This is a genomic window from Rhodopseudomonas palustris (assembly GCF_003031265.1).
Classification (GTDB): Bacteria; Pseudomonadota; Alphaproteobacteria; order Rhizobiales; family Xanthobacteraceae; genus Rhodopseudomonas; species Rhodopseudomonas palustris_H.
Genome location: NZ_CP019966.1, coordinates 4659583 through 4685131, shown reverse-complemented (window position 1 = coordinate 4685131; position 25549 = coordinate 4659583). Strand labels below are relative to the sequence as shown.

Here is a 25549-nt window from a genome sequence, read left to right as displayed (position 1 = left end):
AGGTCTCGCGTCTGTTGGAGGGCGAAATGGCTGCGACCAAGCGCGCCGCGTGTCTGATCGGCTGGCCGGCGGCGCATTCGCGCTCGCCGCTGATCCATCACTACTGGCTGCGCCAGCTCGGCATCGAGGGTGGCTACTCGATCGAAGCGGTCCCGCCGGAAGGCTTTGCCGAATTCGTGCTGCACCTGAAGACGCACGGCTATGTCGGCGCCAACGTCACCATCCCGCATAAGGAACGTGCGCTGCAGCTCACCGAGCCGGACGAGCGCGCCCGCGCCGTCGGCGCCGCCAACACGCTTTACTACGACGGCGATCTGTTGCGCTCGACCAACACCGACATCGAAGGCTTCATCGGCAATCTCGATGCCTCGGCGCCGGGCTGGGATCGCTCCCCGCATGCCGTGGTGCTCGGCGCCGGCGGCTCGTCGCGGGCGGTGGTGTTCGGTCTGTTGGAGCGCGGCGTGCAGCGGATCGCGCTCGCCAACCGTTCGATCGAGCGGGCAGAGGCGCTGCGCGATCTGTTCGGCGACCGCGTGGTGCCGATCGCCTGGAGCGACATCCCCGCGGCGTTGCCGGGCGCGGGTCTGTTGGTCAACACCACCTCGCTCGGCATGAAGGGACAGCCGCCGCTTCAAATCGACCTGTCGGCGCTGCCGGCGGACGCGGTGGTGGCGGATCTGGTCTATGTGCCGCTGGAGACTGATCTGCTCGCCGCTGCCAAGGCGCGCGGGCTGCGCACTGCGGACGGTCTCGGCATGCTGCTGCACCAGGCTGTGCGCGGCTTCGATCTGTGGTTCGGGGCGCGGCCGCACGTCACCTCGGAGCTGCGGGCGTTGGTCGAGGCAGATCTGGTGCCGAAGTAAGCGTCGGGCGTTACGCGGCGTGGTGCATGATCCGCCACGTCCGCGCGATGATCGAAAGCTGCTCGCGCAGTTCGGTGAGGTCCACCGGCTTTGACACCGCTTCCAGCATGGTGAGATCGAGCGACTCGCCGAAATCATGCGCCTTGCGCGCGATCTCGCTCTTGGCGCCGCTGAGGATGATGATCGGCGCCCGGAAGTCGCGATCGGCAAAATGGCGTAGCACCTCGGTGCCGGCCTGCTCGCCGAGCGACAGATCCAGCGTGACGCCTTCGAAATCGTTGTAGGTGGTCAGCTCGACGACCTCGTCGAGCGTGCCGGCTTCCACCGGTTCGAACCCGGCGCGCACCGCGATCTTGCAGATGATCGTGCGGTGCACCTGGTCGTCATCGATCACCAGGAGGCGCGGCTTCAACTCTGCTGAACCCGCCGCAGCCGCGGCAGAGCTCTCGGGATGGTCGGTCATGGCGCTCCGATCGAGCTGGCTGCGATAGCGAACACGCGCCGAGCCGTCTGCAGCAAGGCAGCAGTGGGCTCGCGTGTTGTTCCACAATGTCGCCCGATCGGTGAATCAAACCGTAAGACGGCGCCGCGTAGGACTACGTGGCGCAGGATTAGGTGGCGCGGGGCTTACTTACCCTGGAAGTTCGGCTCGCGCTTTTCCAGGAAGGCGCGGATGCCTTCGGCCATGTCCTTGGATTTGAACAGCGGCAGCAGCTGCAAGTACACGTGATGGACGTGATCCGGGAAGGTCTCGTTGAGTCCCATCCGCATCATGCGCTTGGCCGCCTGCACCGCCAGCGGCGCGTTGCCGGCGATCTCCTTGGCGACCGCGCGGGCGCGTCCCATCAGTTCGGCGTCTGGGACGACTTCGTTGGCGAGGCCCCACTCCAGGCTCTCGCGCGCGCTCAGCGTCCGGCCGGTGAAGATCAGCTCTGCCGCCTTGGCCCAGCCGATCATCCGGGGCAGAAACCAGGTGCCGCCGCTCTCCGGCACTACGCCGCGCTTGACGAACGCGGCAGCCAGCTTGGCGGATTCCGCCATGATGCGGATGTCGCAGCCGAGCGCGGTATCCATGCCGTAGCCGGCCGCGCCACCGTTGACGGCGCAGATCGTCGGCTTGTCCATCGCCTGCAGTACGGTCGGCGGCGTGTTGCGCAGGTCGAGCGTGGTCGGCGACGACGCCGCGCTGAGACCTTCGTCGCCGCGCTCCTTGTTGAGGTCGAGCCCGGCGCAGAATGCGCGGCCGTTGCCTGTCAGGATCACGCAGCGGACGTCGGGATCTTCGTTGGCCTTGGTGAGCAGCGCAGCGAGCGTATTCAGCATCGGCCCGGAGATGGTGTTCAGCCGCTCCGGCGCGTTCAGCGTGATCGTGGCGATGTGATCCTCGACCGCATAGAGCACTTCGCTGGAAGCGGGCTGCACGCTCGTCTGCATATTGGTCATCGGTTTCCTCCTCATTTTTGCTTTTGTTGTTGTTAGTTGTCCTCTCCCCGTCATTGCCAGGAGCGAAGCGACGAAGCAATCCAGCGCCGTGCACTCGGCTGGATGGATTGCTTCGCCTTCGGCTCGCAATGACGTGGAGAGGGCAGGGCGGAATTACTCCGCCAGCACCTTCTCGTCGATCTCGTGGATCGAATTGACGCCGCACAGGCCCATCGTGGTCGACAGTTCTTTGCCGATGATGTCGATCGCCTTGGCGACACCCGGGCCGCCATAGGCGCCGAGGCCGTAGATATAGGCGCGGCCGATCATGCAGCTCTTGGCGCCGAGCGCGAGCGCGCGCATCACGTCCTGGCCGGAGCGGACGCCGCCGTCGAACATCACTTCGATATGCGAGCCGACCGTGTGGACGATCTCCGGCAGCACCTCGATCGACGACGGCGCGCCGTCGAGCTGGCGTCCGCCATGGTTCGACACTACCAGCGCTTCGGCGCCGACCTTCACGGCCTCGCGGGCGTCTTCGACGTCGAGAATGCCCTTGATGATCAGCTTGCCCGGCCAGATCGAGCGGATCCAGTCGATGTCGCGCCAGTTCAGCGAAGCGTCGAACTGCGATGCCACCCAGGCCGACACCGATTCCAGATCCTTGGAGCCGGGCAGGTGGCCGGCGATGTTGCCGAAGTTGCGCCGCGGCGTGCCGAGAATGCCCTTCACCCAGCGCGGCTTGGTGGCGATGTCGATGACGTTCTTCAGCTTGAACAGCTGCGGCGGCACCGTCATGCCGTTCTTGATGTCCTGATGGCGCTGGCCGATCACCTGAAGGTCGACCGTGAGCACCAGCGCGCTGCACTTGGCGGCGATCGCGCGCTCGATCAGCGCTTTGACGAAGCCACGGTCACGCATCACATAGAGCTGAAACCAGAACGGCTTTTCGACATTGGCGGCGACGTCCTCGATCGAGCAGATCGACATCGTCGACAGCGTGTAGGGGATGCCGGCGGCCTGCGCGGCGCGGCAGGCGTGGATCTCACCGTCGGCGTGCTGCATCCCGGTCGAGCCGACCGGCGCCAGGATCAGCGGCATCGCGTAGGTGTCGCCGAGGATCGTGGTGGCCAGATCGCGCTTGGAGATGTCGACCAGGATGCGCTGGCGGAACTTGATCCGCTTCAGGTCTTCCACATTCGCCCGCAGCGTCTCCTCGGCGTAGGAGCCGTGGTCGACGTAGTCGAAGAACATCTTCGGCACCCGGCGCTTGTGGATCTGGCGGAGGTCTTCGATGCAGGTGATCTCTTTCATGGAAATGCCGTCCGCCTCTTGCGGGTTGTTGCGAGCCGCTCGTCCTGTAGCACGCGGACGCCATGTGCAAAATCGTCGCGTCGGGCTTTGCCGAAACTCGGGGAACCCGGTGCATCGCGGCGCGTTTCCCTCGAATTCTCAAGGTTCGAGCAGGAGGACCGCGATGACCGACACCAAGACCGCCGAAATCCCGACCAAGTCCAAGAAGGAGCTGGAAGATCAGCTCAATGAAGGGCTCGAGGAGTCGTTTCCGGGCTCCGACCCGGTCAGCGTGACCCAGCCGGCACCGTCAAAACCGGATGGGGATAAGCGCCGCAAGGATTAATCACCCGACGCGGCATACATCTGGATAGATGATATTTATCAAGTGCTTACGCCGTCGTCCCAAGTCGGCGGCGTAATCTTTGATTACATTTTTTGAAGTCCCCGCAACTATTTTGGGCCTATAAGGCCGTTTCGCCGTACGGCAAGCCCCGGACGAATCGTGGGTTTTTGACCGTGACCGGCAAGGGCGGGGGATGATTGGATGAGCCGCAGATATTTCGGGACGGACGGAATCCGGGGCCGCGCCAACGGTTTGATCACGCCGGAGCTGGCTCTCAAGGTCGGCCAGGCCGCCGGCCTCGCGTTTCAGCGCGGCGAGCACCGCCATCGCGTGGTGATCGGCAAGGATACGCGCCTGTCCGGCTACATGATCGAGAACGCGCTGGTCGCGGGCTTCACCTCGGTCGGGATGGACGTGCTGCTGGTCGGCCCGATGCCGACCCCGGCGGTCGCGATGCTGACCAAGTCGATGCGCGCCGACCTCGGCGTGATGATTTCGGCCTCGCATAATCTGTTCGAGGACAACGGCATCAAGCTGTTCGGCCCGCTCGGCTACAAGCTCAGCGACGATGTCGAAAAGCAGATCGAGCTGATGCTCGACGAGTCTCTCGACAAGAAGCTGGCGCAGAGCGCCAGCCTCGGCCGCGCCCGCCGCATCGACGGCGTCCACGATCGCTACATCGAATTTGCCAAGCGCACGCTGCCGCGCGAGCTGAGCCTCGAAGGCCTCCGCGTGGTGATCGATTGCGCCAATGGCGCCGCCTACAAGGTGGTGCCCGAAGCGCTGTGGGAGCTCGGCGCCGACGTGATTTCGATCGGAGTCGAACCCGACGGCTTCAACATCAACAAGGAATGCGGCTCCACCGCACCGCAGGCGCTGTGCGCCAAAGTCCGCGAGATGCGCGCCGATATCGGCATTGCCCTCGACGGCGATGCCGACCGCGTGATCCTGGTCGACGAGCGCGGCCACGTGGTCGACGGCGATCAGCTGCTGGCGGTGATCGGCCAGAGCTGGAAGGAGGACGGCCGCCTCGCCAAGCCGGGCGTGGTCGCCACCGTGATGTCCAATCTCGGACTCGAGCGCTTCCTGGCAGGCGAAGGCATAGCGCTGCTGCGCACCCCGGTGGGCGACCGCTACGTGCTCGAGCAGATGCTGAAAGAGGGCTACAACGTCGGCGGCGAGTCCTCGGGTCACATCATCCTGTCCGACTTCAACACCACTGGCGACGGCTTCGTTGCCGCGCTGCAGGTGCTGGCGATGGTGCAGAAGCTCGGCCGTCCGGTCTCCGAAGTCTGCCACCGGTTCGATCCGCTGCCGCAGATCCTGAAGAACGTGCGCTATCGCAGCGGCCGGCCGCTCGATGACAGCGGCGTGATCTCGGCGATCCAGGACGGTGAGAAGCGGCTGAACGGCCACGGCCGTCTGCTGATCCGTCCGTCGGGCACCGAGCCGGTGATCCGGGTGATGGGCGAGGGCGACAATCACGACGTGGTCGAGGAAGTGGTCGACAGCATCGTCGATGCGCTCGGCAACGCGGCGGCTGCGGCCGCCTGAGGCCTGCTCCCGCCGCATCAGGCGGGGTGCAACGCTGCCATCGCAAATCCGCGCTACACACACGCAGCGCCTGGAACTAACTTATGAACGGTCGGCCAACGTGCCGGCCGTTCGTCGTTATTGCGCCCGCGAAGTTTGCGTTGGCGCCCCAAGCCCACCTCAGGAAACGCCGTGAACAAGCCTGTCACCATCGATGCGGATATCGCTGCTCCGGTCAATCCGGCCGAGCTGCCGCTACCCGAACTCACCAAGCCGGCGGCGCCCGCCGCGGCCGGGCCGGCCTACGTTGTCCTCGGCGGCATCAGCTTCTCGCACTTCCTCAACGATACGATGCAGTCGCTGATCCCGTCGGTGTATCCGATCCTGAAGGCGAACTACGCGCTCGATTTCGGCCAGATCGGCATGATCACGCTGGCGTTCCAGTTCACCGCGTCGCTGCTGCAGCCGGTGGTCGGGCACATCACCGACAAGAAGGCGCAGCCGTTCTCGCTGGCGATCGGCATGGGCTCGACTTTCCTGGGTCTGCTGCTGCTCAGCGTCGCGCATTCCTATGCGGTGATCCTGATCGCCGCGGCGATGATCGGGCTCGGCTCGGCGGTGTTTCATCCCGAGTCGGCGCGGATCGCGCGGCTCGCCTCGGGCGGTCGCCACGGCATGGCACAATCGGTGTTTCAGGTCGGCGGCAATGCCGGCACCGCGCTCGGGCCGGTGCTGGCGGCGCTGATCGTGGTGCCGTTCGGCCAGCCCTCGATTGCCTGGTTCTCGTCGATCGCGTTCCTCGCCATCATCGTGCTGTGGCGCATCGGCGTATGGTACAAGCCGCAGGTCGCCGGCAAGAGGAAGATGGTGGTGCAGCCGCATCCGCACGCGCCGAGCCGGCGCCGGGTGATGGTCGCGCTGGTCGTGCTGGTGGCGCTGCTGTTCTCCAAGCAGCTGTATCTGTCGAGCCTGTCGAGCTACTACACGTTCTATCTGATCGAGAAGTTCCACGTCTCGACCCAGACCGCGCAGATCTTCCTGTTCATCTTCCTGGCTGCCACCGCCGCCGGGGTGTTCTTCGGCGGCCCGCTCGGCGACCGGTTCGGCCGCCGCTACGTGATCTGGTTCTCGATCCTGGGCATCCTGCCGTTCACCTTGGCGCTGCCATATGCCGGGCTCACCGCCAGCGCGGTGCTGACGGTGTTCATCGGGTTCATCCTGGCGTCGGCGACGCCGGCGATCATCGTGTTCGCCCAGGAGCTGATGCCGCATCGCTTCGGCATGATCTCGGGGATCTTTTTCGGCTTCGCCTTCGGGATCGGTGGCCTCGGCGCGGCGGCGCTCGGCCAGCTCGCCGATCATCGCGGCATCGACTTCGTCTATCAGGTCTGCTCGTTCCTGCCGGCGCTCGGCCTGCTCGCGGTGCTGCTGCCGAAGATGCCGCGCCACGCTCACTAGCGCAGCGTTGGGGCGGGCGTCGCTCTGATCCGCTCGATCACGGCTCCAGTTCCGATGGAACTGGAGCCGTTTTTTGTTCGTGCGCCGGCCAGTCGGATCGCGTTCGTCAGTAATGATTTGTTAGTCATTGCGGCGTCGGCACGGGGCTGGCGTTTGAAGTTGTTACCAGCGCAAAACGTTGCGACACCAAATATCAACCTTAAAAATTAGGGTTAAGTCGCGCTTAAGAAATTGATGGCATCGTTCGGTCTCATAGGTTTCCGGGTGTGGGGCCTTCGTAATTGATCATTGGACCAAAGGACGAAGCCAATGCGTAGCGTGAAGATTCTGATGGCCGCTGGAGCGGCTTCGCTGGTTGCCTCGGCCGCGATGGCGGCCGATATGCCGATTGCCCCGCCGCCCGCCTATGCGCCGCCCCCGGTTGAAGATTTCGGTGGCTGGTACCTGCGCGGCGACGTCGGGTTCAGCAACCAGCAGGTCAAGCGTCTCGACAACGCTCTTGATTCAACCCTGCTAACCCAGCGTCAAAATCTCGATTTTGCCAGCGCTGGAATCTACGGAATTGGTGTCGGCTACCAGTTTAATAACTGGCTTCGCACTGACGTTGTCGGTCAGTATCGTGGCAAGTCGTCATTCCACGGAACTGACAACAACACCTTCAATAATGGCGGCACCATCGGTTACGGCGCCGACACCTACACCGCCACCAAATCGGAATGGTTGGTGATGGCCAATGCGTATGTCGATCTTGGCACCTGGTGGTGCATCACGCCGTTCGTGGGTGCGGGTATCGGCGGCGCTCGGGTGACGGTAGCTAATTTCACCGACCAGAATGTTGGTTCGCTGTTCCCTCCTGGTAGCGGTGTCGGACCGGGTGTTGCTTACGGCGACACGGCATCTCGCTGGAATCTGGCGTGGGCAGCGCATGCTGGCTTGGCCTACAAGGTCAATCCCAACGTAACGCTTGAACTTGCCTATAGCTATCTCGATCTCGGTAAGGGTGTGACCGGCGATCTGCGCGCCTTCGACGGCACCAACAACATCTACAACCCGACAACTTTCCGCGATATTACCTCGCACGACCTGAAGCTCGGGGTGCGCTGGAATCTCGACTCCGGTCCGGTCTACGCCGCGCCGCCGCCCTTGATGCGCAAGGGCTGATCGTCGCCCTCGATTGTTTAAAAGTATTAACGGCGCGGGAGCTTTCCGCGCCGTTTTTCTATGTCGGATACCTCGGGCGACAACGAAGAATTAAGGTTAACAGCCGATGATTGCGGTTGTGGAAAGGTTCGTCGAGGAGTGTAGCGATGCGTAGAGTTGTGGTGGCTGCGGCAGTCGGCGTGATGGCTCAGACAGCGTATGCGGCCGACATGCCGGACTACGGTCCACTCCGCGGCGCGCTGGTGGAAACACCCCGTGTGATCAACTGGGAAGGCTTCTACGTCGGCGCTCAGGGTGGTTATGGCACCTCCGACATGGACTTTACCAATTCGACGCAAGGTATTGTTTCCAACCTCCTTGTGAACACGGCAGTCCAGGGGGCTCTCGGCGTGTCGTCGTGGCCAGTGCTGGGCAAATCTTCATCCCATGGCCAGGGCTGGGGCGGCTTCGTCGGCTACAACGCTCAATGGGACGATGTCGTGCTCGGTATCGAAGCCAACTACATGCACGGCAATTTCGGCGGCTCGACGTCGGGATCGATGGCCCGGCAGATCTCCTCCGGTGGCGTGAACTACGGCGCGATCTACGGCGCCAGTGCTGGGATCAACGTCCACGACGTCGGTTCGGCGCGGCTGCGTGCCGGCTATGCGTTCGGCAGCTTCCTGCCTTATGCATTCGGCGGCGTGGCGCTTGGACAGGCGGACATCGTCCAATCGGCGAGCGTTATCGGTACGGACGCCGGTGGCACCTGGGTGCTGAGCGGAAGCCAAGTCCAGAACAGCCATTTCATCTACGGCTATTCGGGCGGCGTCGGCATGGACATGATGCTTTACCGCGGACTTTTCGTGCGTGCCGAGTGGGAGTATCAGAAATTCGCGGCGCCGATCAACACGGCGGTCTCCACCGTGCGCGGCGGTATCGGCTACAAATTCTGATCTGACGTTGATGCACGCTCCGGCGACTGCTCGTCTCTGTCCGGAGACGCGAGGGCCTTCCGCGCATGAAGATCTACGGCGACCTCAACTCTGGTAACTGCCTGAAGGTGAAGTGGACTTGTGATCGGCTGAGTCTGCCTTATGAGTGGATCGCAATCGACACGATGAAGGGCGAGACCCGGACGCCGGCGTTCCTGGCGCTGAACCCGGCCGGGCAGGTGCCGGTGGTCGCGTTCGACGACGGCCGCTCGCTGGCGCAATCCAACGCCGTGATCCGCTATCTCGCTCGCGGCAGCGACCTGATCCCTGCCGATCCGTGGCTCGAGGCCAAGATGGACGAGTGGCTGTTCTGGGAGCAGTACAGCCACGAGCCCTATATCGCGGTGTGCCGCTTCCAGATGGTCTATCTCGGCAAGCCGGCCAGTGAGCTCGATCCGGACAAGGTTCGCCGCGGCCACGCCGCGTTGGCGCGGATGGAGCAGCATCTGGCAGATTCCCAGTTTCTTGCCGGCGAGAGGCTGTCGCTCGCCGATGTGGCGTTGCTGGCCTACACCCGGATGGCCGAGCAGGGCGGTTTCGCGCTGAAGGACTATCCAGCCGTTCGAGCCTGGATTGCCTGGGCCGAAGCCGGCCTCGGCCTGCCGGCCTTCCGTCCGTGAGTTGAGTGGCCCGATGAGCGCCGATCCCGCCGTCAGAATTCGTCCTGCGCGCCGGGACGATGTGTTCGCGATCGTGGCGATGCTGGCCGATGATCATCTCGGTGCCGGTCGCGAGAAGCTCGAAGACCCTCTGCCGGAGTCGTATTACGCCGCGTTCGACGCCCTGGAGCGCTCGCCGCATATTCAGATGGTGGTGGCTGAAGATCACGACGGCCGTGTCGTCGGCTGTCTGCAGCTTGCGGTGCTGCCGGGACTGAGTTCGCAGGGGGCGTCCCGAGCGATCATCGAGGACGTTCGTGTGGCCCGTGATTGCCGTAGCCGCGGCATCGGCGAACTGCTGGTACGCTGGGCGATTGATGAAGCGCGCCGCCAGGGCTGCAAACTGGTCGAATTGTTTACGCATCAGAGCCGTGTCGATGCACAGCGGTTCTACGTCCGCCTTGGATTTCAGCCGTCGCATGTCGGCATGACGATGCGGTTTTGAATCGATTACTCCCCAGGCTTGTCATAACCCGGTATTGCTACTGAGTGGCAGTTTAACGGCGGGGTAACGGGCTCAATAAGATTCTACCCCGTATAAGAAGTGCAATTTCTCGGGGAGGAGACCGGCCTGAGACCTGTCAGTTCAGGTTCCATCTTCAGGTTTCCATGATCAGGAGTGCACGACCGATGGCTCGGCCCCAGGTGAAGCCGACGGGCATCGAATGCCCGTTCGACGAAGATGAATTGATCGTCTCCAAGACTGATATCAAAGGGCACATTACCTACGCCAACGACGTCTTCGTTCGTCTGGCGAAATTTCCGCGTTCGGAAGTGATCGGCGCGCCGCATTCGCTGGTGCGACACCCGGACATGCCGCGGTCGATCTTCAAGCTGCTGTGGGACACCATCCAGGCCAAGAAGGAGATCTTCGCCTATGTGGTGAACATGGCGAGCGACGGCGATCATTACTGGGTGTTCGCCCATGTCACGCCGACGCTCGATGCCAACCGCAACGTCACCGGCTTCCACTCCAATCGGCGCAAGCCCGATCGCGATCAGGTCACCCGGATCGAGGCGCTGTATCGGCAATTGCGCGACGAGGAGAACCGGCATCGCAACGCCAAGGACGGCATGCTGGCGGGCTACGCGTTGCTGATGAGCATGATCAAGGATCGGGGCGTCGAGTATGATGAGTTTGTCTTCTCTGTCTAAGGCGATGATCGCGGTCGCCGGTGCCGCCGTGGTCATGCTCGGCTTGGCCGCGGCGCGTATCCTGATCGGACCGCTCGGCTCGGTCGTGGAGATCGTCGGATTGCTGCTCGGTCTCGGCTCGATCGGTGTCGCGGCGTGGCTGCTGCATGGGGCCGCAGGCGCGGTCGGCGAGATTGCTGCAGTGGCCGAAAGTGCCGCGCATGGCGATCTCGAAGCGCGGGTGCAAGGGCGTCGCGACGGCGGTGACATCGGCAAGGCGCAGGCCGGCGTCAACAACATGCTCGACATCGTCGACGCCTTCGTTCGGGAGGCTTCGGCCTCGATGGACTACGTCAGCCAGGGCAAGACGTTCCGCAAGGTGCTGACGCGCGGATTGCCCGGATCGTTCAAGGTGGCGTCGACCACGATCAACAATGCCACCGGCGTGATGGATCGCCGGGTGCGCGACGTTGCCAAGGAAGCGCAGTGCTTTGCGGCCGGCATGGACAATGTCGCCAGTATGCTGGTCACCGCGTCGACCGGCCTGAAGGGCGATGCCGGCGCGATGGCCAATGCGGCCGAAGAGACCAGCCGCCAATCGGTGAGCGTTGCGTCCGGTGCCGAGCAGGCCTCCGCCAACGTCCAGACGGTCGCCAGCGCGGCGGAGGAACTCACCGCTTCGATCGCCGAGATCTCGCGGCAGATCCAGCACTCGACCACCAGCACCCATCAGGCGGTCGATGAGGCCGCGCAGACCACTGACAAGATTCGGCAACTGGCCGATGCGGCACAGCGGATCGGCGACGTCGTCAAGCTGATCAACGCAGTCGCGGCGCAGACCAACCTGCTCGCGCTCAACGCCACGATCGAGGCGGCGCGCGCCGGCGAATCCGGGCGTGGCTTCGCCGTCGTGGCGGCCGAGGTGAAGGCGCTTGCCAGCCAGACCGCCAAGGCGACCGAGGAAATCACCGCGCGGATCGGCGAGATGCAGTCGATCACGGAGGAGTCCGTGGGGGCCGTCGAGGCGATCAGCCGCCGCATTAGCGAGATCAACGAGGTGAGTACATCGATCGCCTCTGCAGTGGAGGAGCAGGGCGCCGCTACGCGCGAGATCGCCAGCAACGTACAACAGGCTTCGGCCGGCACCGCGCTGGTGTCGTCGAACGTCGTTGGTATCAGCCATGCCGCCGACGATGCCGGCAAGATCGCGGTACGGGTCAACGGCGTCTCGGGCGAGATCGCCGGCCAGGTCGATCGACTACGGAACGAAGTGCAGCGCTTCATCTCACAAGTCGCCTGATCGCGTTCGGCTGTTCCTACACCGTCGCCCTAACTCGTGTGTGATAGCGCGGAACGAGATTGCGCCGGCCTCCGTTCTCCCCTCACAGCAAAGGGAGAACGTCATGGAATCCAAGAGTGGTTTGACCAAGAGTGGTGTGATCATCGCAGCCGTGCTGCTGGCGGCGTCAGGCGCATCGGCCCAAACCGGTGGCACAGGTGGTGGCAGCGGAGCCGGCGGCACCGCAGGCGGAGCGGCCTCGCCGGGCGGCATCAGTGCGCCGAGTTCAGTGCCGCAGAATTCCGGTAGTGCGGGGATTTCGTCGGCGCCGGGTGGATCAAGTACTTCGGCGACCGGAACCGGAATGTCGGGTGCGACGACCGGATCAAGCCTCAACTCGGGAACTAATCAACCGGGTGTGCCGAACACCTCGACGCCTGGCAGTATCGGTACCGGCGCGTCGCCGAGTGGTCTGCCAGGTGATTCCACCAGCAGCCCCGGCCATCCCGGTCAGGTCGGCAAGTAGCAGGTCGGTCTGAACTTACTCGTTTGCAGCGCGCGTCGGCCGTTCCAGCCGGCGCGCGTTGTCCGTTCTTGCTCGTCATGGTCTCGTCGTATTGCCGGCAAGGGCGCGGCTTTCGAAAGTCTAAGCTGTCCGTGATCTCCCGGATGGCGAAGTTCCTTGACTTTCGAGGCCAAAGGACTATCCCCAGCAGCGGGAAACCTCTCCCCACCGAGAGGCAGCTATCTGGAAGGATAGACTATGACTGTAGCGAAGCCCGCTTCGCGGCCCAATGCGCCGCAATTCTCCTCCGGCCCCTGCGCGAAGCGCCCCGGCTGGTCCCCCGAAAATCTCAAGGACGCCCCGCTCGGCCGCTCGCATCGCGCGAAGGTCGGCAAGGCCAAGCTCAAGCTCGCGATCGACCTGACCCGCGACGTGCTTGAGGTCCCCGCCGACTACAAGATCGGCATCGTTCCGGCCTCCGACACCGGCGCCGTCGAAATGGCGCTGTGGTCGCTGCTCGGGCCGCGCCCGGTCACCACGCTGGCCTGGGAATCGTTCGGCGACGGCTGGGTCGGCGATATCACCAAGGAGCTGAAGCTCCCCAACGTCACCAAGCTCAAGGCTGGTTACGGCGAAATTCCCGACCTCACCAAGGTCGATTGCAACACCGACGTCGTCTTCACCTGGAACGGCACCACCTCGGGCGTCCGCGTTCCGAATGCCGACTGGATCAAGGCCGACCGTGAAGGCCTGACCATCTGCGACGCCACCTCGGCCGCCTTCGCGCAGCCGCTGGATTGGGCCAAGCTCGATGTCGTCACCTTCTCCTGGCAGAAGGCGCTCGGCGGCGAAGCCGCGCACGGCATGCTGATCCTGAGCCCGCGCGCTGTTGCTCGTCTCGAGAGCTACACACCGACTTGGCCGATGCCGAAGATCTTCCGCCTCACCAAGGGCGGCAAGCTGATCGAAGGTATCTTCCAGGGCGAGACCATCAACACCCCGTCGATGCTGTGCGTCGAGGACTACATCGACGCGCTGCAGTGGGCGAAGTCGGTGGGCGGCCTCAAGGGCCTGATCGCCCGTGCCGACGCCAACACCAAGGTGCTGACCGACTGGCAGGCGAAGACCCCGTGGGTCGACTTCCTCGCCAAGGATCCGGCGATCCGCTCCAACACCTCGGTCTGCCTCAAGGTGGTCGATCCCGCGATCACCGCGCTGTCTCCGGAAGCCCAGGCGGACTTTGCGAAAAAGCTGGTCGCGGCGGTCGAAAAGGAAGGCGCGGGCTTCGATCTCGGCGCCTATCGTGATGCCCCTCCCGGCCTGCGGATCTGGTGCGGCGCGACGGTTGAGACTGCCGACGTGCAGGCCCTGACGCAGTGGCTGGACTGGGCGTTCGAGACCACCAAGGCCTCGCTGACTCAGGCGGCCTGATTAGTCACCCTCCCCTAGAGGGGGAGGGTCGACGCACCGTAGGTGCGGCGGGGTGGGGTGACAGACTCTCCCCGCCCTCGGACTCCAATTTCCATTCTCGACGCTTTCACCCCACCCCGGCGCTGCGCGCCGACCCTCCCCCTCAAGGGGAGGGTGTAGGAGAAATCCCATGACCGCTCCCAAAGTCCTCATTTCCGACGCGCTGTCGGAAGCCGCCGTGCAGATCTTCAAGGATCGCGGCATCGACGTCGATTTCCAGCCGAACCTCGGCAAGGACAAAGACAAGCTCGCCGAGATCATCGGCAATTATGACGGCCTCGCGATCCGCTCCGCCACCAAGGCGACCGCGAAGATCCTCGAGAAGGCCAACCGTCTCAAGGTGATCGGCCGCGCCGGCATCGGCGTCGACAACGTCGAGATTCCCGCGGCGACCGCCAAGGGCATCATCGTGATGAACACCCCGTTCGGCAATTCGATCACCACCGCCGAGCACGCCATTACCATGATGCTGTCGCTGGCCCGTGAGATCCCTGCCGCCGACGCCTCGACCCAGGCCGGCAAGTGGGAAAAGAACCGCTTCATGGGCGTCGAAATCACCGCCAAGACCCTCGGCGTGATCGGCTGCGGCAACATCGGCTCGATCGTCGCCGACCGCGCCCTCGGCCTGAAGATGAAGGTGATCGCGTTCGATCCGTTCCTGTCGCCGGAGCGCGCCAAGGATCTCGGCGTCGAGAAGGTCGAGCTCGAAGACATCTTCAAGCGTGCCGACTTCATCACCCTGCACACCCCGCTCACCGACAAGACCAAGAACATCATCGACGCGGCTGCGATCGCCAAGATGAAGAAGGGCGTCCGCATCATCAATTGCGCCCGCGGCGGTCTGGTCGACGAGAATGCCCTCGCCGAAGCCCTGAAGTCCGGTCACGTTGCCGGCGCGGCGTTCGACGTGTTCTCCGAAGAGCCGGCCACCAAGAACGTGCTGTTCGGCCTGCCGAACGTGATCTGCACCCCGCATCTCGGCGCCTCGACGACGGAAGCGCAGGAGAACGTCGCGCTGCAGGTCGCCGAGCAGATGAGCGACTACCTGCTGACCGGCGCGATCACCAACGCGATCAACTTCCCGTCGATCACCGCGGAAGAAGCCCCGAAGCTGAAGCCGTTCATCGAACTGGCCGAAAAGCTCGGCTCGTTCGCCGGCCAGCTCACCGACACCGGCATCACCAAGGTCACCATCACCTATGAGGGTGAAGTGGCCGAGATGAAGATCAAGGCGCTGACCTCGGCGGTTCTGTCGGGCCTGCTGCGTCCGATGCTGGGCGACATCAACGTCGTTTCGGCGCCGGTGATCGCCAAGGAGCGCGGCATGGTGGTGGACGAAGTCGTCCGCGCCGCCGAGAGCGACTATGAGAGCCTGATCACTCTGACGGTGACCACCGAGAAGCAGGAGCGTTCGGTGTCCGGCACGGTCTATGCCGACGGCAAGCCGCGCCTGGTCGACATCAAGGGCATCCGCGTCGACGCCGAATTCGGTGCCTCGATGATCTACGTCACCAACGAGGACAAGCCGGGCTTCATCGGCAAGTTCGCCAGCCTGCTCGGCGACGCCAAGGTCAACATCGCGACCTTCAACCTCGGCCGTCACACCGAAGGCGGCGACGCCATCGCGCTGGTGACGATCGACGGTCAGGCTCCGGCCGACGTGCTGGAGAAGGTCCAGGCGCTGCCGCAGGTCAAGCAGGTCAAGGCCCTGACGTTCTGATCGAAAGGCCGGATCGCACCGCTGCGGAGCAGCTCAGCCCCGTAGCTTGATCCCGAGCACGACGACATCAAGCCCTCTCCCCGGTACCGGGGAGAGGGCTTTCGTTTGCACGCTCCGCGCGAAATGGACGGAAGGTTCGCAAAATGGACGATTGAGTGCGCTGCAGTAACTGTCCGGGAAGAATTCCCGCGTAGTTGTACGAGGCGCAAAATTCTCGCGCCGCGTTGCACCTCGGGAGAAGTCCGTGAAGTTCAGTAATCTTCGAATTACTCCGAAGCTGGGCCTGCTGGTCGCAGGTACCCTGATCGGCTTGTGCGTGGCCGGCATCCTCGCCGGTGTAATGATGCAGCGTGAGATGCTCAACGCGCGGTATGAGCAGGCCAAGGCCATCACCGAGATGGGGCGCAATCTCGCGATCGGCCTGCAGAAGAAGGTCGAGGCCGGAGAGCTCACCAAGGAGCAGGCGATCGCGCAGTTTGCCCGCGATGCGGCGCTGCTGACCTACGACAACGGCCAGGGCTATCTGTTCGCCTACACCATGGACGGCGTCACCATCGCCACCCCGGACAAGAAGGCGGTCGGCACCAACCGGATGAACACGCCGACCGGCGACCGCTATCTGGTGCGCGAGCTGCGTGACGGCGTCGCCGCCAAGGGCGACGTCACCCTGTATTACGATTTCCGCCGGCCCGGGACCGAGGAGAACATCCGCAAGATGTCCTACGGCCTGGCGATTCCCGGCTGGGACATGTTCGTCGGCACCGGCGCCTATCTCGACGATCTCGACGCCAAGCTGAAGCCGATCTTCTGGACGCTGGGCGGCGCCATCCTCGCGATTGCAATCGCTGCCGGCCTGTTCGCGGTGTTGATCGCCCGCGGTATCACCCGTCCGCTGGCCAAGCTCGGCGCCGGGATGGATTCGCTGGCGCATGGCGAGCTGGAGCAGCCGATCCCCGGCATCGAACGCGGCGACGAGGTCGGCGAGATGGCCAAGACCGTGCAGGTGTTCAAGGACAATGCGCTGCGGATTCGCGACCTGGAGCGCGCCGAAGAAGCCGCCAAGGAGCACGCCGAAGCCGAGCGCCGCGCCGCGATGGAGCGGCTTGCCGACGAGTTCGAGCACAGCGTCAACGGCGTGGTGCAGTCGGTCGCCACTGCGACCTCCGGCATGCAGCAGACCGCGCAGTCGATGACCGCGACTGCGACCGACGCCAGCGCCCGCGCTGCGACGGTGTCGTCGGCCTCGGCCAACGCCTCCAACAACGTCAGCACGGTGGCATCCGCGGCCGAAGAGCTGTCGGCCTCGGTCACCGAGATCTCGCGCCAGGTCGAACAGTCGCGGGAGATCGCCGGCAAGGCGGTCGACGATGCCGCGCTGACCAACCAGACCGTCAAGCTGCTGGCGACCGGCGCCGAGAAGATCGGCGAGGTGGTGCAACTGATCCACTCGATCGCGTCGCAGACCAATCTGCTCGCGCTCAACGCCACCATCGAAGCCGCCCGCGCCGGCGAATCCGGCCGCGGCTTTGCGGTGGTCGCGAGCGAAGTGAAGGCGCTGGCCAGCCAGACCGCCAAGGCGACCGAAGAAATCTCCGCGCAGGTCGCGGCGATGCAGTCCTCGACCAACGACGCGGTGCAGTCGATCGGCGGCATCACCGCGACGATTGCGCAGATGAGCGAGATCACCATGGCGATCTCGACCGCGGTCGAACAGCAGGGTGCGGCGACTCGCGAGATCGCCCGCAACATCCAGTCGGTTGCGGCCGGATCGACCGAGATCAGCATGCATATCGGCGGCGTCACCGAAGCGGCCAGCGCCACTGGCTCGGCCGCCGGCCAGGTGCTCGCCAATGCCCGTGAACTCGACGCCCAGTCCGGCGAACTTCGCCGCGCGGTCGACGACTTCCTCGGCAAGGTCCGCGCCGCCTGACTTCCCGCGAGCTTCGGCTCCCGCGATCACTTTATGAGCCCCTGGCAGATCCGACGGTCTGCCAGGGGCTTCGTCTTTTCAGGGTGTTAGCAAGGTCCGGGGGCGCAACCCTCGGGTTCCTACGAGGGAACTATTAAACCGATTGGACACCCTGAGCTTGTAACGCTTCTCGCAGCTAGTCTCGAAATGCGTAGGAGCTGATCGCTGTGAAGTTCACCAATCTGCGGATCTCGCCGAAGCTGGGCATCCTGGTCGCCGTCGCGATGCTCGGCCTGGTGGCGTCCGGCCTGTTTGCGGCGTCGATGCTGCAACGTGAAATGAGCAACGAGCGGTTCGAGCAGACCAAGGCGCTGGTCGAAAGCGCGCTGAATATGGCGATGGGGCTGGAGAAGCAGGTCGCGGCCGGCAAGCTCACCAAGGAGCAGGCGATCGCCGAATTCCAGCAGCGCGCCCAGAGTATGACCTACGACGGCACTAACGGTTACTTCTTCGCCTACAAAATGGACGGCTCGGTGGTCGTAATGTCCGATCCGAAAATGATCGGCACCAACCGGCTCGACGTCGAGACCGGCGGCCGTAAGATCGTGCGCGAACTGCGCGATGGCGTCGCCGCCAAGGGCGACGTGACGCTGATCTACGAATTCATGAAGCCCGGCAGCACCGAGCTGCTCCGCAAGGTGTCGTATGCCGCCGTAATCCCCGGCTGGGACATGTTCGTCGGCACCGGCGTGTATTTGCAGGACATCAACGCCAAGCTGAAGCCGCTTCTGACCTGGCTCGGCGTCGTCATCGTCGGCATCGGCGTGGTGTGTGCCCTGGTCGCGTGGCTGATCAGCCGCAGCATCACTCAGCCGCTCGGCGTGCTCGGCACCCGCATGACTTCGCTGGCCGAAGGCCAGCTCGACGCACCGATCCCCGGCGTCGACCGCGGCGACGAAATCGGCGCGATGGCCAAGACCGTGCAGGTGTTCAAGGACAACGCGATCCGGATCCGCGGGCTCGAACAGCAGGAGCAGGAGGCGCAGCGCCGCGCCGCGGCCGAGCGCAGCGCGCTGATGCAGAGCATCGCCGACGATTTCGAACGCAGCGTCAACGGCGTGGTGCGGAGCGTGGCCGATGCCACGCGCTACATGCAGAACACCGCGCAGTCGATGACCTCGACCGCGGCCGATGCCTCGACGCGTGCAGCGGCGGTTGGTGCGGCGTCAGATTCGGCATCCGGCATGGTCGGCACCGTGGCGTCGGCCTCCGAGCAGCTCTCGAGTTCGGTGCAGGAAATTTCCCGTCAGGTCGATCAGTCGCGCTCGGTCGCGAGCAAGGCGGTGAGCGACGCCGAGGAGACCAACGGGACGGTGATGCAGCTGTCGGTCAGCGCCGAGAAGATCGGCGAAGTCGTGCAGCTGATTCACTCGATCGCGTCGCAAACCAATCTGCTGGCGCTGAACGCCACGATCGAGGCCGCCCGCGCCGGCGAGTCCGGCCGCGGCTTTGCGGTGGTGGCGAGTGAAGTGAAGGCGCTGGCGAGCCAGACCGCGAAAGCGACTGAAGAAATCTCTGCGCAGGTCGCGGCGATGCAGTCCTCGACCGCGAGTGCGGTGCAGTCGATCGGCGGCATCACCGCGACGATCGGCGAGATCAACAAGATCACCGTGGCGATTGCGACGGCGGTCGAGCAGCAGGGGGCTGCAACGCAGGAAATCGCCCGCAACATTCAGTCGGTTGCGGCCGGTTCGAGCGAGATCAGCGATCACATCGGCGGTGTCAGTTCCGCCGCCCAGGCGACCGGCGACGCGGCTTCGGAAGTACTTTCGCATGCCCGGGCGCTCGACAGCCAGTCTGGTGCACTGCAATCGGCGGTCGACGACTTCCTCCGCAAGATTCGCGCCGCCTGATCGTGCTCGGGGCTTGAACCTTTTGGCCTTCAGTGGTGACAATTCTCTGCTGGGGGGATGCGTGAAGGACGAGAGACAACGCATGCCCATGATGTTGCAAGGCACCGTCGCTTTCGAACCTGAATTCGTCGGCAATCTGGCGTGGCTCACCCGCGCGCTGATCGCCCGCGATATCGATCCGGATGGCGTCATCATCGCCAAGGATCTGGCCGGCGCGGGCGCGATGCCACGCGCGGCAAGCCTGCGCTACGTCTACACGGTCTCGACCGGCGATACTGATTTCGTCGTGATCGAAACCAGCGACGCGCGGTTTCTCGAACAATTCCTCAATCGTCTCGAATCCGCCGACGACACGCCGTCGGCCTTGCCGCCCAAAGGCATGTTCGCGCGCCTGACCCGCTGGATGTCACCGCCGGCGTAATGACAACGGACGCGAGATTCGTATGCCGAAGCGGCGCCTCCCGCCGCAACGTCATTCCGGGGCGCGCCGACAGGCGCGAACCCGGAATCTCGAGATGTTGAAGTAACGCCGCAGGACCGCACCGCGAGGTTCCGGGTTCACGCGCTGATGCGCGTGCCCCGGAACGACACAGTTCTTTGCTTTCCAGTGCTTACTTCGCCTTCAGGAAGTCGGCGACTTCGAGCAGGACGAACTCGTTGTCGTCGGCCTTGTTCGGGTCGCGGCTCGACGAGAACGGCAGGTTGTTGTCGTTGCCGACGATGATGTGGCGGTCGTCGACCTTGTCGACGTTCTCGATGGTGAAGAACGGGAACGCCAGCACGCCGTCGGTCAGCGGCTTCTTCGCCTTCTTGTCCGGATCGCGGATCTTCATCAGGTCGATGAAGCCGATCTTGTTCACCGGCTTGCCGGCGTTCGCATCGGTCAGCTCGATCTTGTAGACGCGCTTGAACTTGGCGAGATCGTTGAAGCAGTCGGTGCCGGTCTTGCCTTCGGGGCAGGCCTTGTCCTTGGTGCCTTCGCCGTTGTCACGCTCGATGACGAGGCCGTGGGTGGCGTCGATCATGTTGAAGTCGCCGATCGCGTTGCCGTTCTGCTCGAACACGTAATGCCAGGAGCGGCCGGTGAACTTCTTCTGCGCGACGTCGAATTCGAGGATGCGCGAGGCTTCCTTGCCGTCGACCTTTTCCCAGTCCTTCTTGTCGGCGTCCCACAGCGGGCCTTCGAGCAGGCCGTACAGGAACTTGCCGTCCTTGGAGGCGGCGAAGCCTTCGTAGCCCTTGGAGCGCTTGAGATTGACGCCGGTGTAGGTCGCGCCCGGCGCGCCGGGCGACTGCACCGACCAATGATCCGGCGACTTGATCGGCTTGCCGTCGGCCATGCTCTCATAGACGCCGATGATCTTGCCGGTCAGGTCGGCTTCGATGATGTAGGGGCCGAACTCGTCTCCGATCCAGAACCGGTCGCCGATGATCTGGAAGCCTTCGGTGTCGAAGTCCGCGCCGGTCAGATAGCGCTTGTCGGTGTCTTCGTGGACGATGCGGAACGGCACCTTCTCGTCCGGATCGTGCAGGAATACGGTCTGCTTGCGGTCGACCGTGCCGGTCGCCCAGTCGATCTTGTAGTTGTCGAGATACAGCATCGAGTCGGCCGAGTTGTAGCGCGAGCCGAAGCCGTTGTCGGTCAGCACCCAGAAGGTGCCGTCCGGCATCGCCTTGATGCCGGAATGGCCCTGCAGCGGCTGGCCCTTGAACGGCACCGACACGCCGGTCGGACGGCCGTTGGACTTGCCCATCACGCTGCCCTGCGCTTCGACGCGCTGCCCGGTGGTGTACTTGCCCGAGGTCTTCAGATCGGCCGGCGCATCGGCGGGCGCGTCGACGAACGAGGCCGCCGACAGCACCGCATGGCCGGCGAGGGTGGCGGGAAATTCGCCTTCGGATTGCGCCAGCGCGGCGGACGTCGCCAGCGCAAAGACCGCGACCGAACCGAGCAGTAGTTTTCGCATGAACAGCCTCCTGGAATGGAAAGCCGGTCTTGTGGCGGCGCTCGGTCACAGAGGCCTGACGGATCGATGAAGCGACGATGACGGGCCCTGCGACCAATTGGCCTCCCGCTGCCGAGCTCGGCTTTGACTCCCCTGGCCGGTGATCCTATTTAGAAACGTTCTAAACTTGCGGGTGCTGAAATGAAGGCGTTTTCCGACCTCACCGAGCGTGAAATCCTGGCCGTCGCCATCTCGGGCGAGGAGGAAGACAGCCGGATCTATCTGGCGTTCGCCGAGGATCTGGCCGAGCGATACCCCGATTCCGCGCGCGTGTTCACCGAGATGGCGCAGCAGGAGAAGGGCCATCGCCACATGCTGCTACGGATGTACGAGCAGCGGTTCGGGCCGGACCTGCCGCCGATCCGCCGGGAGGACGTTAAAGGCTTCATCCGCCGCCGCCCGATCTGGCTGACCCGCAATCTGCCGCTCGACCGCATCCGCAAAGAAGCCGAGACGATGGAGTTCGAGGCGCAGCGCTTCTACGAGCGAGCCGCCGAACGGGCGACCGACGTCCACATCCGCAAGCTGCTGTCCGACCTCGCCGAGTTCGAGAAGCGCCACGAGCAGCGCGCCACCCAGCTCACCGACAAGATCCTCACCCCCGACGCGCGCAGCGCCGAGGATCACGCGGCGCGGCGGATGTTCGTGCTGCAATACGTCCAGCCCGGTCTCGCTGGTCTGATGGATGGCTCGGTGTCGACGTTGGCACCGCTGTTCGCTGCCGCCTTCGCGACCCATCAGAACTGGCAGACCTTCCTGGTTGGTCTCGCCGCCTCGATCGGCGCCGGCATCTCGATGGGCTTTGCCGAAGCGCTGTCCGACGACGGCTCGATGACCGGGCGCGGCTCGCCGTGGCTGCGCGGCGGCATCTGCGGACTGATGACCACGATCGGCGGCCTCGGTCACACGCTGCCGTATCTCGTCCCTGATAGTTGGGCCAACGCGTTCTGGATCGCGACCGGCATTGCCGCGCTGGTGGTGTTCGTCGAACTGTGGGTGATCGCTTACGTCCGCGCCAGATACATGGACACGCCGTTCCTGCACGCGGTGTTCCAGATCGTGCTGGGCGGCGTCATTGTGCTCGGTGTCGGCATCCTGATCGGCGGTGCTTAGTCGCGGTGCTACACGCGGCGTTAGACCTAAGTCTTGGTCGGGAACCGGCTTTCCTCGTAACCGCACGAGGCGTTTGCTTAAACAATTCCAAATAGCCGGCAATCAGCATGGGGCTCTCCTAGGAGTGCCTCATGTCGTTCTCGTTCAAATCCATCCGCAAAATTCAGGTCAAGATTGCGCTGGTCGCGGGCCTCTGCCTGACCGGCGCCAGCCTGATCCTGATCGGCTACAGCGTCCTGTCGGCGCAGAGCACGCACCACTACGTCACCGCCGAGGTGATGAAGCTGGTCGATCAGCAGACCAAGGAAAGCCTGCTCAACCGCGCCAGCTCCGAAGCCTCGGTGATCAAGGCCGAGCTCGACCTCGGGCTCGACTCCGCGCGCAACATGGCGCACGCCTTCGAGGTGCTGGCCGATCCCAACAATGCGGGCACCACCGACGGCAATCGCCGCCTGCAGCTCAACGCGGTGCTCAAGAATACGCTGGAGCAGAACCCGGCGTTCAACGGCACCTACTCGGCCTGGGAGCCGAACGCGCTCGACGGCAACGACGTGGCGTTCAAGGGCCGCCAGACGATGGGGTCGGATAACACCGGCCGCTTCCTGCCGTATTGGACCCGCAGCGCCAGCGGTTCGATCGCGGTGCAGCCGCTGGTCGAATACGACAGCCAGGAGCGGCATCCGAACGGCCTGGTGAAGGGCGCGTGGTTCATCAATCCGAAGGCGACCGGCAAGGAGAACATCCTCGGCCCGCTGCCCTACATCGTGCAGGGCAAGGCGGTGTTCCTCGCCACCATGTCGGTGCCGATCAAGATCGACGGCAAGTTCGTCGGCGTCGCCGGTGCGGACTACAATCTCGACTTCGTGCAGAAGCTCGCCACCCAGGCCAACCGCTCGCTGTTCGGCGGCAAGGGCAAGGTCGCGATCCTCAACGACACCGGCCTGATCGTCGCCAACAGCGCCAATCCGGAATCGATCGGCAAGGCGGCGTCGAGCGCCGATCCGCGCTGGTCGGAGAGTCTGGCGATCGTCAAGGAAGGCAAGGGCACGGTGCTCGACGATCCGAAGTGGGATAACGTCGAGGTCTACTCGCCGATCTCGGTGGGACGGACCGGCACGCCGTGGTCGGTGCTGATCTCGGTGCCGCGCAAAGTGGTGCTGGCCTCGGCACATGAGCTCGACACCGCGCTGAACGAGCGCGCCAACTCGGCGATGTTCTGGCAGCTCGGCGCCGGCATCCTGGTTGTTGTGCTCGCCATCACGGTGATCGCGTTCGCAGCCCGCAGCATCGCCCGTCCGATCGGCGATTGCGCCAACTTCGCGGACGGCATCGCCAAGGGCGAGCTCGACCAGAAGCTGGCGATCGAACAGGCCGATGAAGTCGGCGTGCTCGCCGCCTCGCTGCGCACCATGCAGGGCGAACTCAAACGCAGCATCGCGCAGCGTGCGGAGGATCAGGCCAGCGCCGATCTGGCGCGCCGGCGCGACATGAACGACATGGCCGACAAGTTCGAATCCGCCGTCGGGAAGATCGTCGAAACGGTGTCGTCGGCCTCGACCGAACTCGAAGTCTCGGCCGGCAGGCTGACGACGACGGCCGAGCGTTCGCAGCAACTCACCTCGATGGTCGCTTCGGCGTCCGAAGAAGCCTCGTCGAACGTGCAGTCGGTGGCGACGGCGACCGAAGAGATGTCGGCGTCGGTCGACGAGATCAGCCGGCAGGTGCAGGAGTCCTCGCGGATCGCCAACGAGGCGGTCAACCAGGCTCAGAAGACCAACGACCGCGTCGGCGAGCTCGCCAAGGCCGCGACCCGGATCGGCGACGTGGTCGAGCTGATCAACACCATCGCCGGCCAGACCAACCTCTTGGCGCTCAACGCCACGATCGAGGCGGCGCGTGCCGGCGAGGCCGGCCGCGGCTTCGCCGTGGTGGCCGCAGAGGTCAAGCAGCTCGCCGAGCAGACCGCCAAGGCGACCGGCGAGATCAGCGCGCAGATCAGCGGCATCCAGTCGGCCACCGGCGAGTCGGTGACGGCCATCAAGGAGATCACCGACACCATCGGCCACATCTCCGAGATCGCCGGGTCGATCGCGTCCGCGGTCGAGCAGCAGGGCGCCGCGACCCGCGAGATTTCGCGCAACATCCAGCAGGCGTCGCGCGGCACCAGTCAGGTGACCGGCAACATCAGCGACGTGCAACGCGGTGCCAGCGAGACCGGCAGTGCGTCGTCGCAGGTGCTGGCGGCGGCGCAGTCGCTCGCCGGCGACAGCAATCTGCTTCGACGCGAAGTCGCACGCTTCCTGGACACCATCCGCGCCGCCTGACCTGGCTGTCGTCAGTTGCGGTTACGCGCTCGGCGCCGCCGTCTCGCACGGCGGCGCCGCAGTATTTTAGAGCGCTTCATCGATTGATTGAACCGGATTTGGCCTTTGCCAAGCGTCCGAAGTCCTCATCCTGAGGAGCCCGGCAAAGCCGGGCGTCTCGAAGGATGAGGAGCCACATCGCCTGCGGCGCATGGTTCGAGACGGCGCTTCGCGCCTCCTCACCATGAGGCTCTACGAGCTGCGACCGCTAGGAAGTTCGGTCCTGATTCTGTCAAAAGCAGAGATGCTCTAGAGTGTAAGTAACAAGTGGCAGGCGTCTTCGTCTTTCGTCGCTACGGACTCATACGTAGCCCGCGATTAACGAAGATTGATACGCGCGTAGGTAGTGTCGATCTGCCGCGATTGGCGTGATGCCCGGCGTTCAACGGCGAACCCCACCATCGAAATCGGACCATTAGATTTCCTGC

Annotated in this window: 21 protein-coding genes; 17 read left to right on the top strand and 4 right to left on the bottom strand. The window is 64.3% G+C overall.

The window, feature by feature from the left end; all coding sequences use genetic code 11:
- Nucleotides 1-26: 26 nt before the first annotated feature.
- On the top strand, nt 27-863 hold the full coding sequence (locus tag RPPS3_RS21720) for a shikimate dehydrogenase (RefSeq protein WP_107345904.1): 837 nt from the start codon (nt 27-29) through the stop codon (nt 861-863).
- A 10-nt stretch (nt 864-873) separates the two neighbouring features.
- Here the strand turns inward: RPPS3_RS21720 and RPPS3_RS21715 are convergent, their stop codons facing one another.
- The 3 genes from RPPS3_RS21715 to RPPS3_RS21705 all read right to left on the bottom strand — a co-directional run bounded on the left by RPPS3_RS21715 (nt 874) and on the right by RPPS3_RS21705 (nt 3599).
- Nucleotides 874-1326, bottom strand: a complete 453-nt coding sequence (locus RPPS3_RS21715) for a response regulator (RefSeq protein ID WP_012497531.1) — start codon at nt 1324-1326, stop codon at nt 874-876.
- A gap of 164 nt (nt 1327-1490) precedes the next feature.
- A complete protein-coding gene (locus tag RPPS3_RS21710) occupies nt 1491-2306 on the bottom strand; it encodes an enoyl-CoA hydratase/isomerase family protein (protein ID WP_107345903.1) in 816 nt (271 codons plus the stop codon).
- Nucleotides 2307-2459: 153 nt separating this feature from the next.
- Nucleotides 2460-3599 carry an alpha-hydroxy acid oxidase gene (locus RPPS3_RS21705; protein WP_107345902.1) on the bottom strand — a complete coding sequence of 380 codons (1140 nt, stop codon included), beginning with the start codon at nt 3597-3599 and terminating at the stop codon, nt 2460-2462.
- 163 nt (nt 3600-3762) lie between these two features.
- Here RPPS3_RS21705 and RPPS3_RS24685 point away from each other — a divergent pair, with 163 nt between their 5' ends.
- The 14 genes from RPPS3_RS24685 to RPPS3_RS21635 all read left to right on the top strand — a co-directional run bounded on the left by RPPS3_RS24685 (nt 3763) and on the right by RPPS3_RS21635 (nt 20060).
- On the top strand, nt 3763-3924 hold the full coding sequence (locus tag RPPS3_RS24685) for a hypothetical protein (RefSeq protein ID WP_199852164.1): 162 nt from the start codon (nt 3763-3765) through the stop codon (nt 3922-3924).
- Between the two features lie 201 nt (nt 3925-4125).
- Nucleotides 4126-5478 (top strand): phosphoglucosamine mutase, encoded by a 1353-nt coding sequence (gene glmM, locus RPPS3_RS21700; RefSeq protein WP_107345901.1) that lies wholly within the window; start codon nt 4126-4128, stop codon nt 5476-5478.
- A 171-nt stretch (nt 5479-5649) separates the two neighbouring features.
- A complete protein-coding gene (locus tag RPPS3_RS21695; RefSeq protein WP_107345900.1) occupies nt 5650-6915 on the top strand; it encodes an MFS transporter in 1266 nt (421 codons plus the stop codon).
- Nucleotides 6916-7224: 309 nt separating this feature from the next.
- The gene (locus RPPS3_RS21690) at nt 7225-8076 is read left to right on the top strand and encodes an outer membrane protein (protein ID WP_107345899.1); all 852 of its coding nucleotides are present in this window, start codon (nt 7225-7227) and stop codon (nt 8074-8076) included.
- A 146-nt stretch (nt 8077-8222) separates the two neighbouring features.
- Nucleotides 8223-9011, top strand: coding sequence for an outer membrane protein (locus RPPS3_RS21685; RefSeq protein ID WP_107345898.1), 789 nt, complete (start codon nt 8223-8225; stop codon nt 9009-9011).
- Nucleotides 9012-9076: 65 nt separating this feature from the next.
- On the top strand, nt 9077-9670 hold the full coding sequence (locus RPPS3_RS21680; RefSeq protein ID WP_107345897.1) for a glutathione S-transferase family protein: 594 nt from the start codon (nt 9077-9079) through the stop codon (nt 9668-9670).
- Nucleotides 9671-9683: 13 nt separating this feature from the next.
- Nucleotides 9684-10154, top strand: coding sequence for a GNAT family N-acetyltransferase (locus RPPS3_RS21675; RefSeq protein ID WP_107345896.1), 471 nt, complete (start codon nt 9684-9686; stop codon nt 10152-10154).
- A gap of 185 nt (nt 10155-10339) precedes the next feature.
- Nucleotides 10340-10864, top strand: a complete 525-nt coding sequence (locus tag RPPS3_RS21670) for a PAS domain-containing protein (protein ID WP_107345895.1) — start codon at nt 10340-10342, stop codon at nt 10862-10864.
- The gene (locus RPPS3_RS21665; RefSeq protein WP_107345894.1) at nt 10839-12143 is read left to right on the top strand and encodes a methyl-accepting chemotaxis protein; all 1305 of its coding nucleotides are present in this window, start codon (nt 10839-10841) and stop codon (nt 12141-12143) included. Before RPPS3_RS21670 ends, RPPS3_RS21665 begins: the two co-directional genes overlap by 26 nt.
- Before the next feature lie 742 nt (nt 12144-12885).
- Nucleotides 12886-14058, top strand: a complete 1173-nt coding sequence (locus RPPS3_RS21655) for a phosphoserine transaminase (RefSeq protein WP_107345892.1) — start codon at nt 12886-12888, stop codon at nt 14056-14058.
- 169 nt (nt 14059-14227) lie between these two features.
- Nucleotides 14228-15817, top strand: coding sequence for a phosphoglycerate dehydrogenase (serA, locus tag RPPS3_RS21650; RefSeq protein ID WP_107345891.1), 1590 nt, complete (start codon nt 14228-14230; stop codon nt 15815-15817).
- A 244-nt stretch (nt 15818-16061) separates the two neighbouring features.
- Nucleotides 16062-17747, top strand: coding sequence for a methyl-accepting chemotaxis protein (locus RPPS3_RS21645; protein ID WP_107345890.1), 1686 nt, complete (start codon nt 16062-16064; stop codon nt 17745-17747).
- Nucleotides 17748-17953: 206 nt separating this feature from the next.
- Nucleotides 17954-19639, top strand: coding sequence for a methyl-accepting chemotaxis protein (locus RPPS3_RS21640; RefSeq protein WP_107345889.1), 1686 nt, complete (start codon nt 17954-17956; stop codon nt 19637-19639).
- Nucleotides 19640-19652: 13 nt separating this feature from the next.
- Nucleotides 19653-20060, top strand: coding sequence for a hypothetical protein (locus tag RPPS3_RS21635; RefSeq protein ID WP_234820024.1), 408 nt, complete (start codon nt 19653-19655; stop codon nt 20058-20060).
- Nucleotides 20061-20250: 190 nt separating this feature from the next.
- Here RPPS3_RS21635 and RPPS3_RS21630 read toward each other — a convergent pair whose 3' ends face one another.
- Complete coding sequence (locus RPPS3_RS21630) at nt 20251-21606, bottom strand: esterase-like activity of phytase family protein (protein WP_107345887.1); 1356 nt, start codon at nt 21604-21606, stop codon at nt 20251-20253.
- A gap of 180 nt (nt 21607-21786) precedes the next feature.
- On the opposite strand from RPPS3_RS21630, the gene mbfA reads away from it, so the two are divergent.
- Nucleotides 21787-22758 carry an iron exporter MbfA gene (mbfA, locus tag RPPS3_RS21625; protein WP_107345886.1) on the top strand — a complete coding sequence of 324 codons (972 nt, stop codon included), beginning with the start codon at nt 21787-21789 and terminating at the stop codon, nt 22756-22758.
- Nucleotides 22759-22889: 131 nt separating this feature from the next.
- Complete coding sequence (locus RPPS3_RS21620; RefSeq protein ID WP_107345885.1) at nt 22890-25082, top strand: methyl-accepting chemotaxis protein; 2193 nt, start codon at nt 22890-22892, stop codon at nt 25080-25082.
- Nucleotides 25083-25549: the final 467 nt, after the last annotated feature.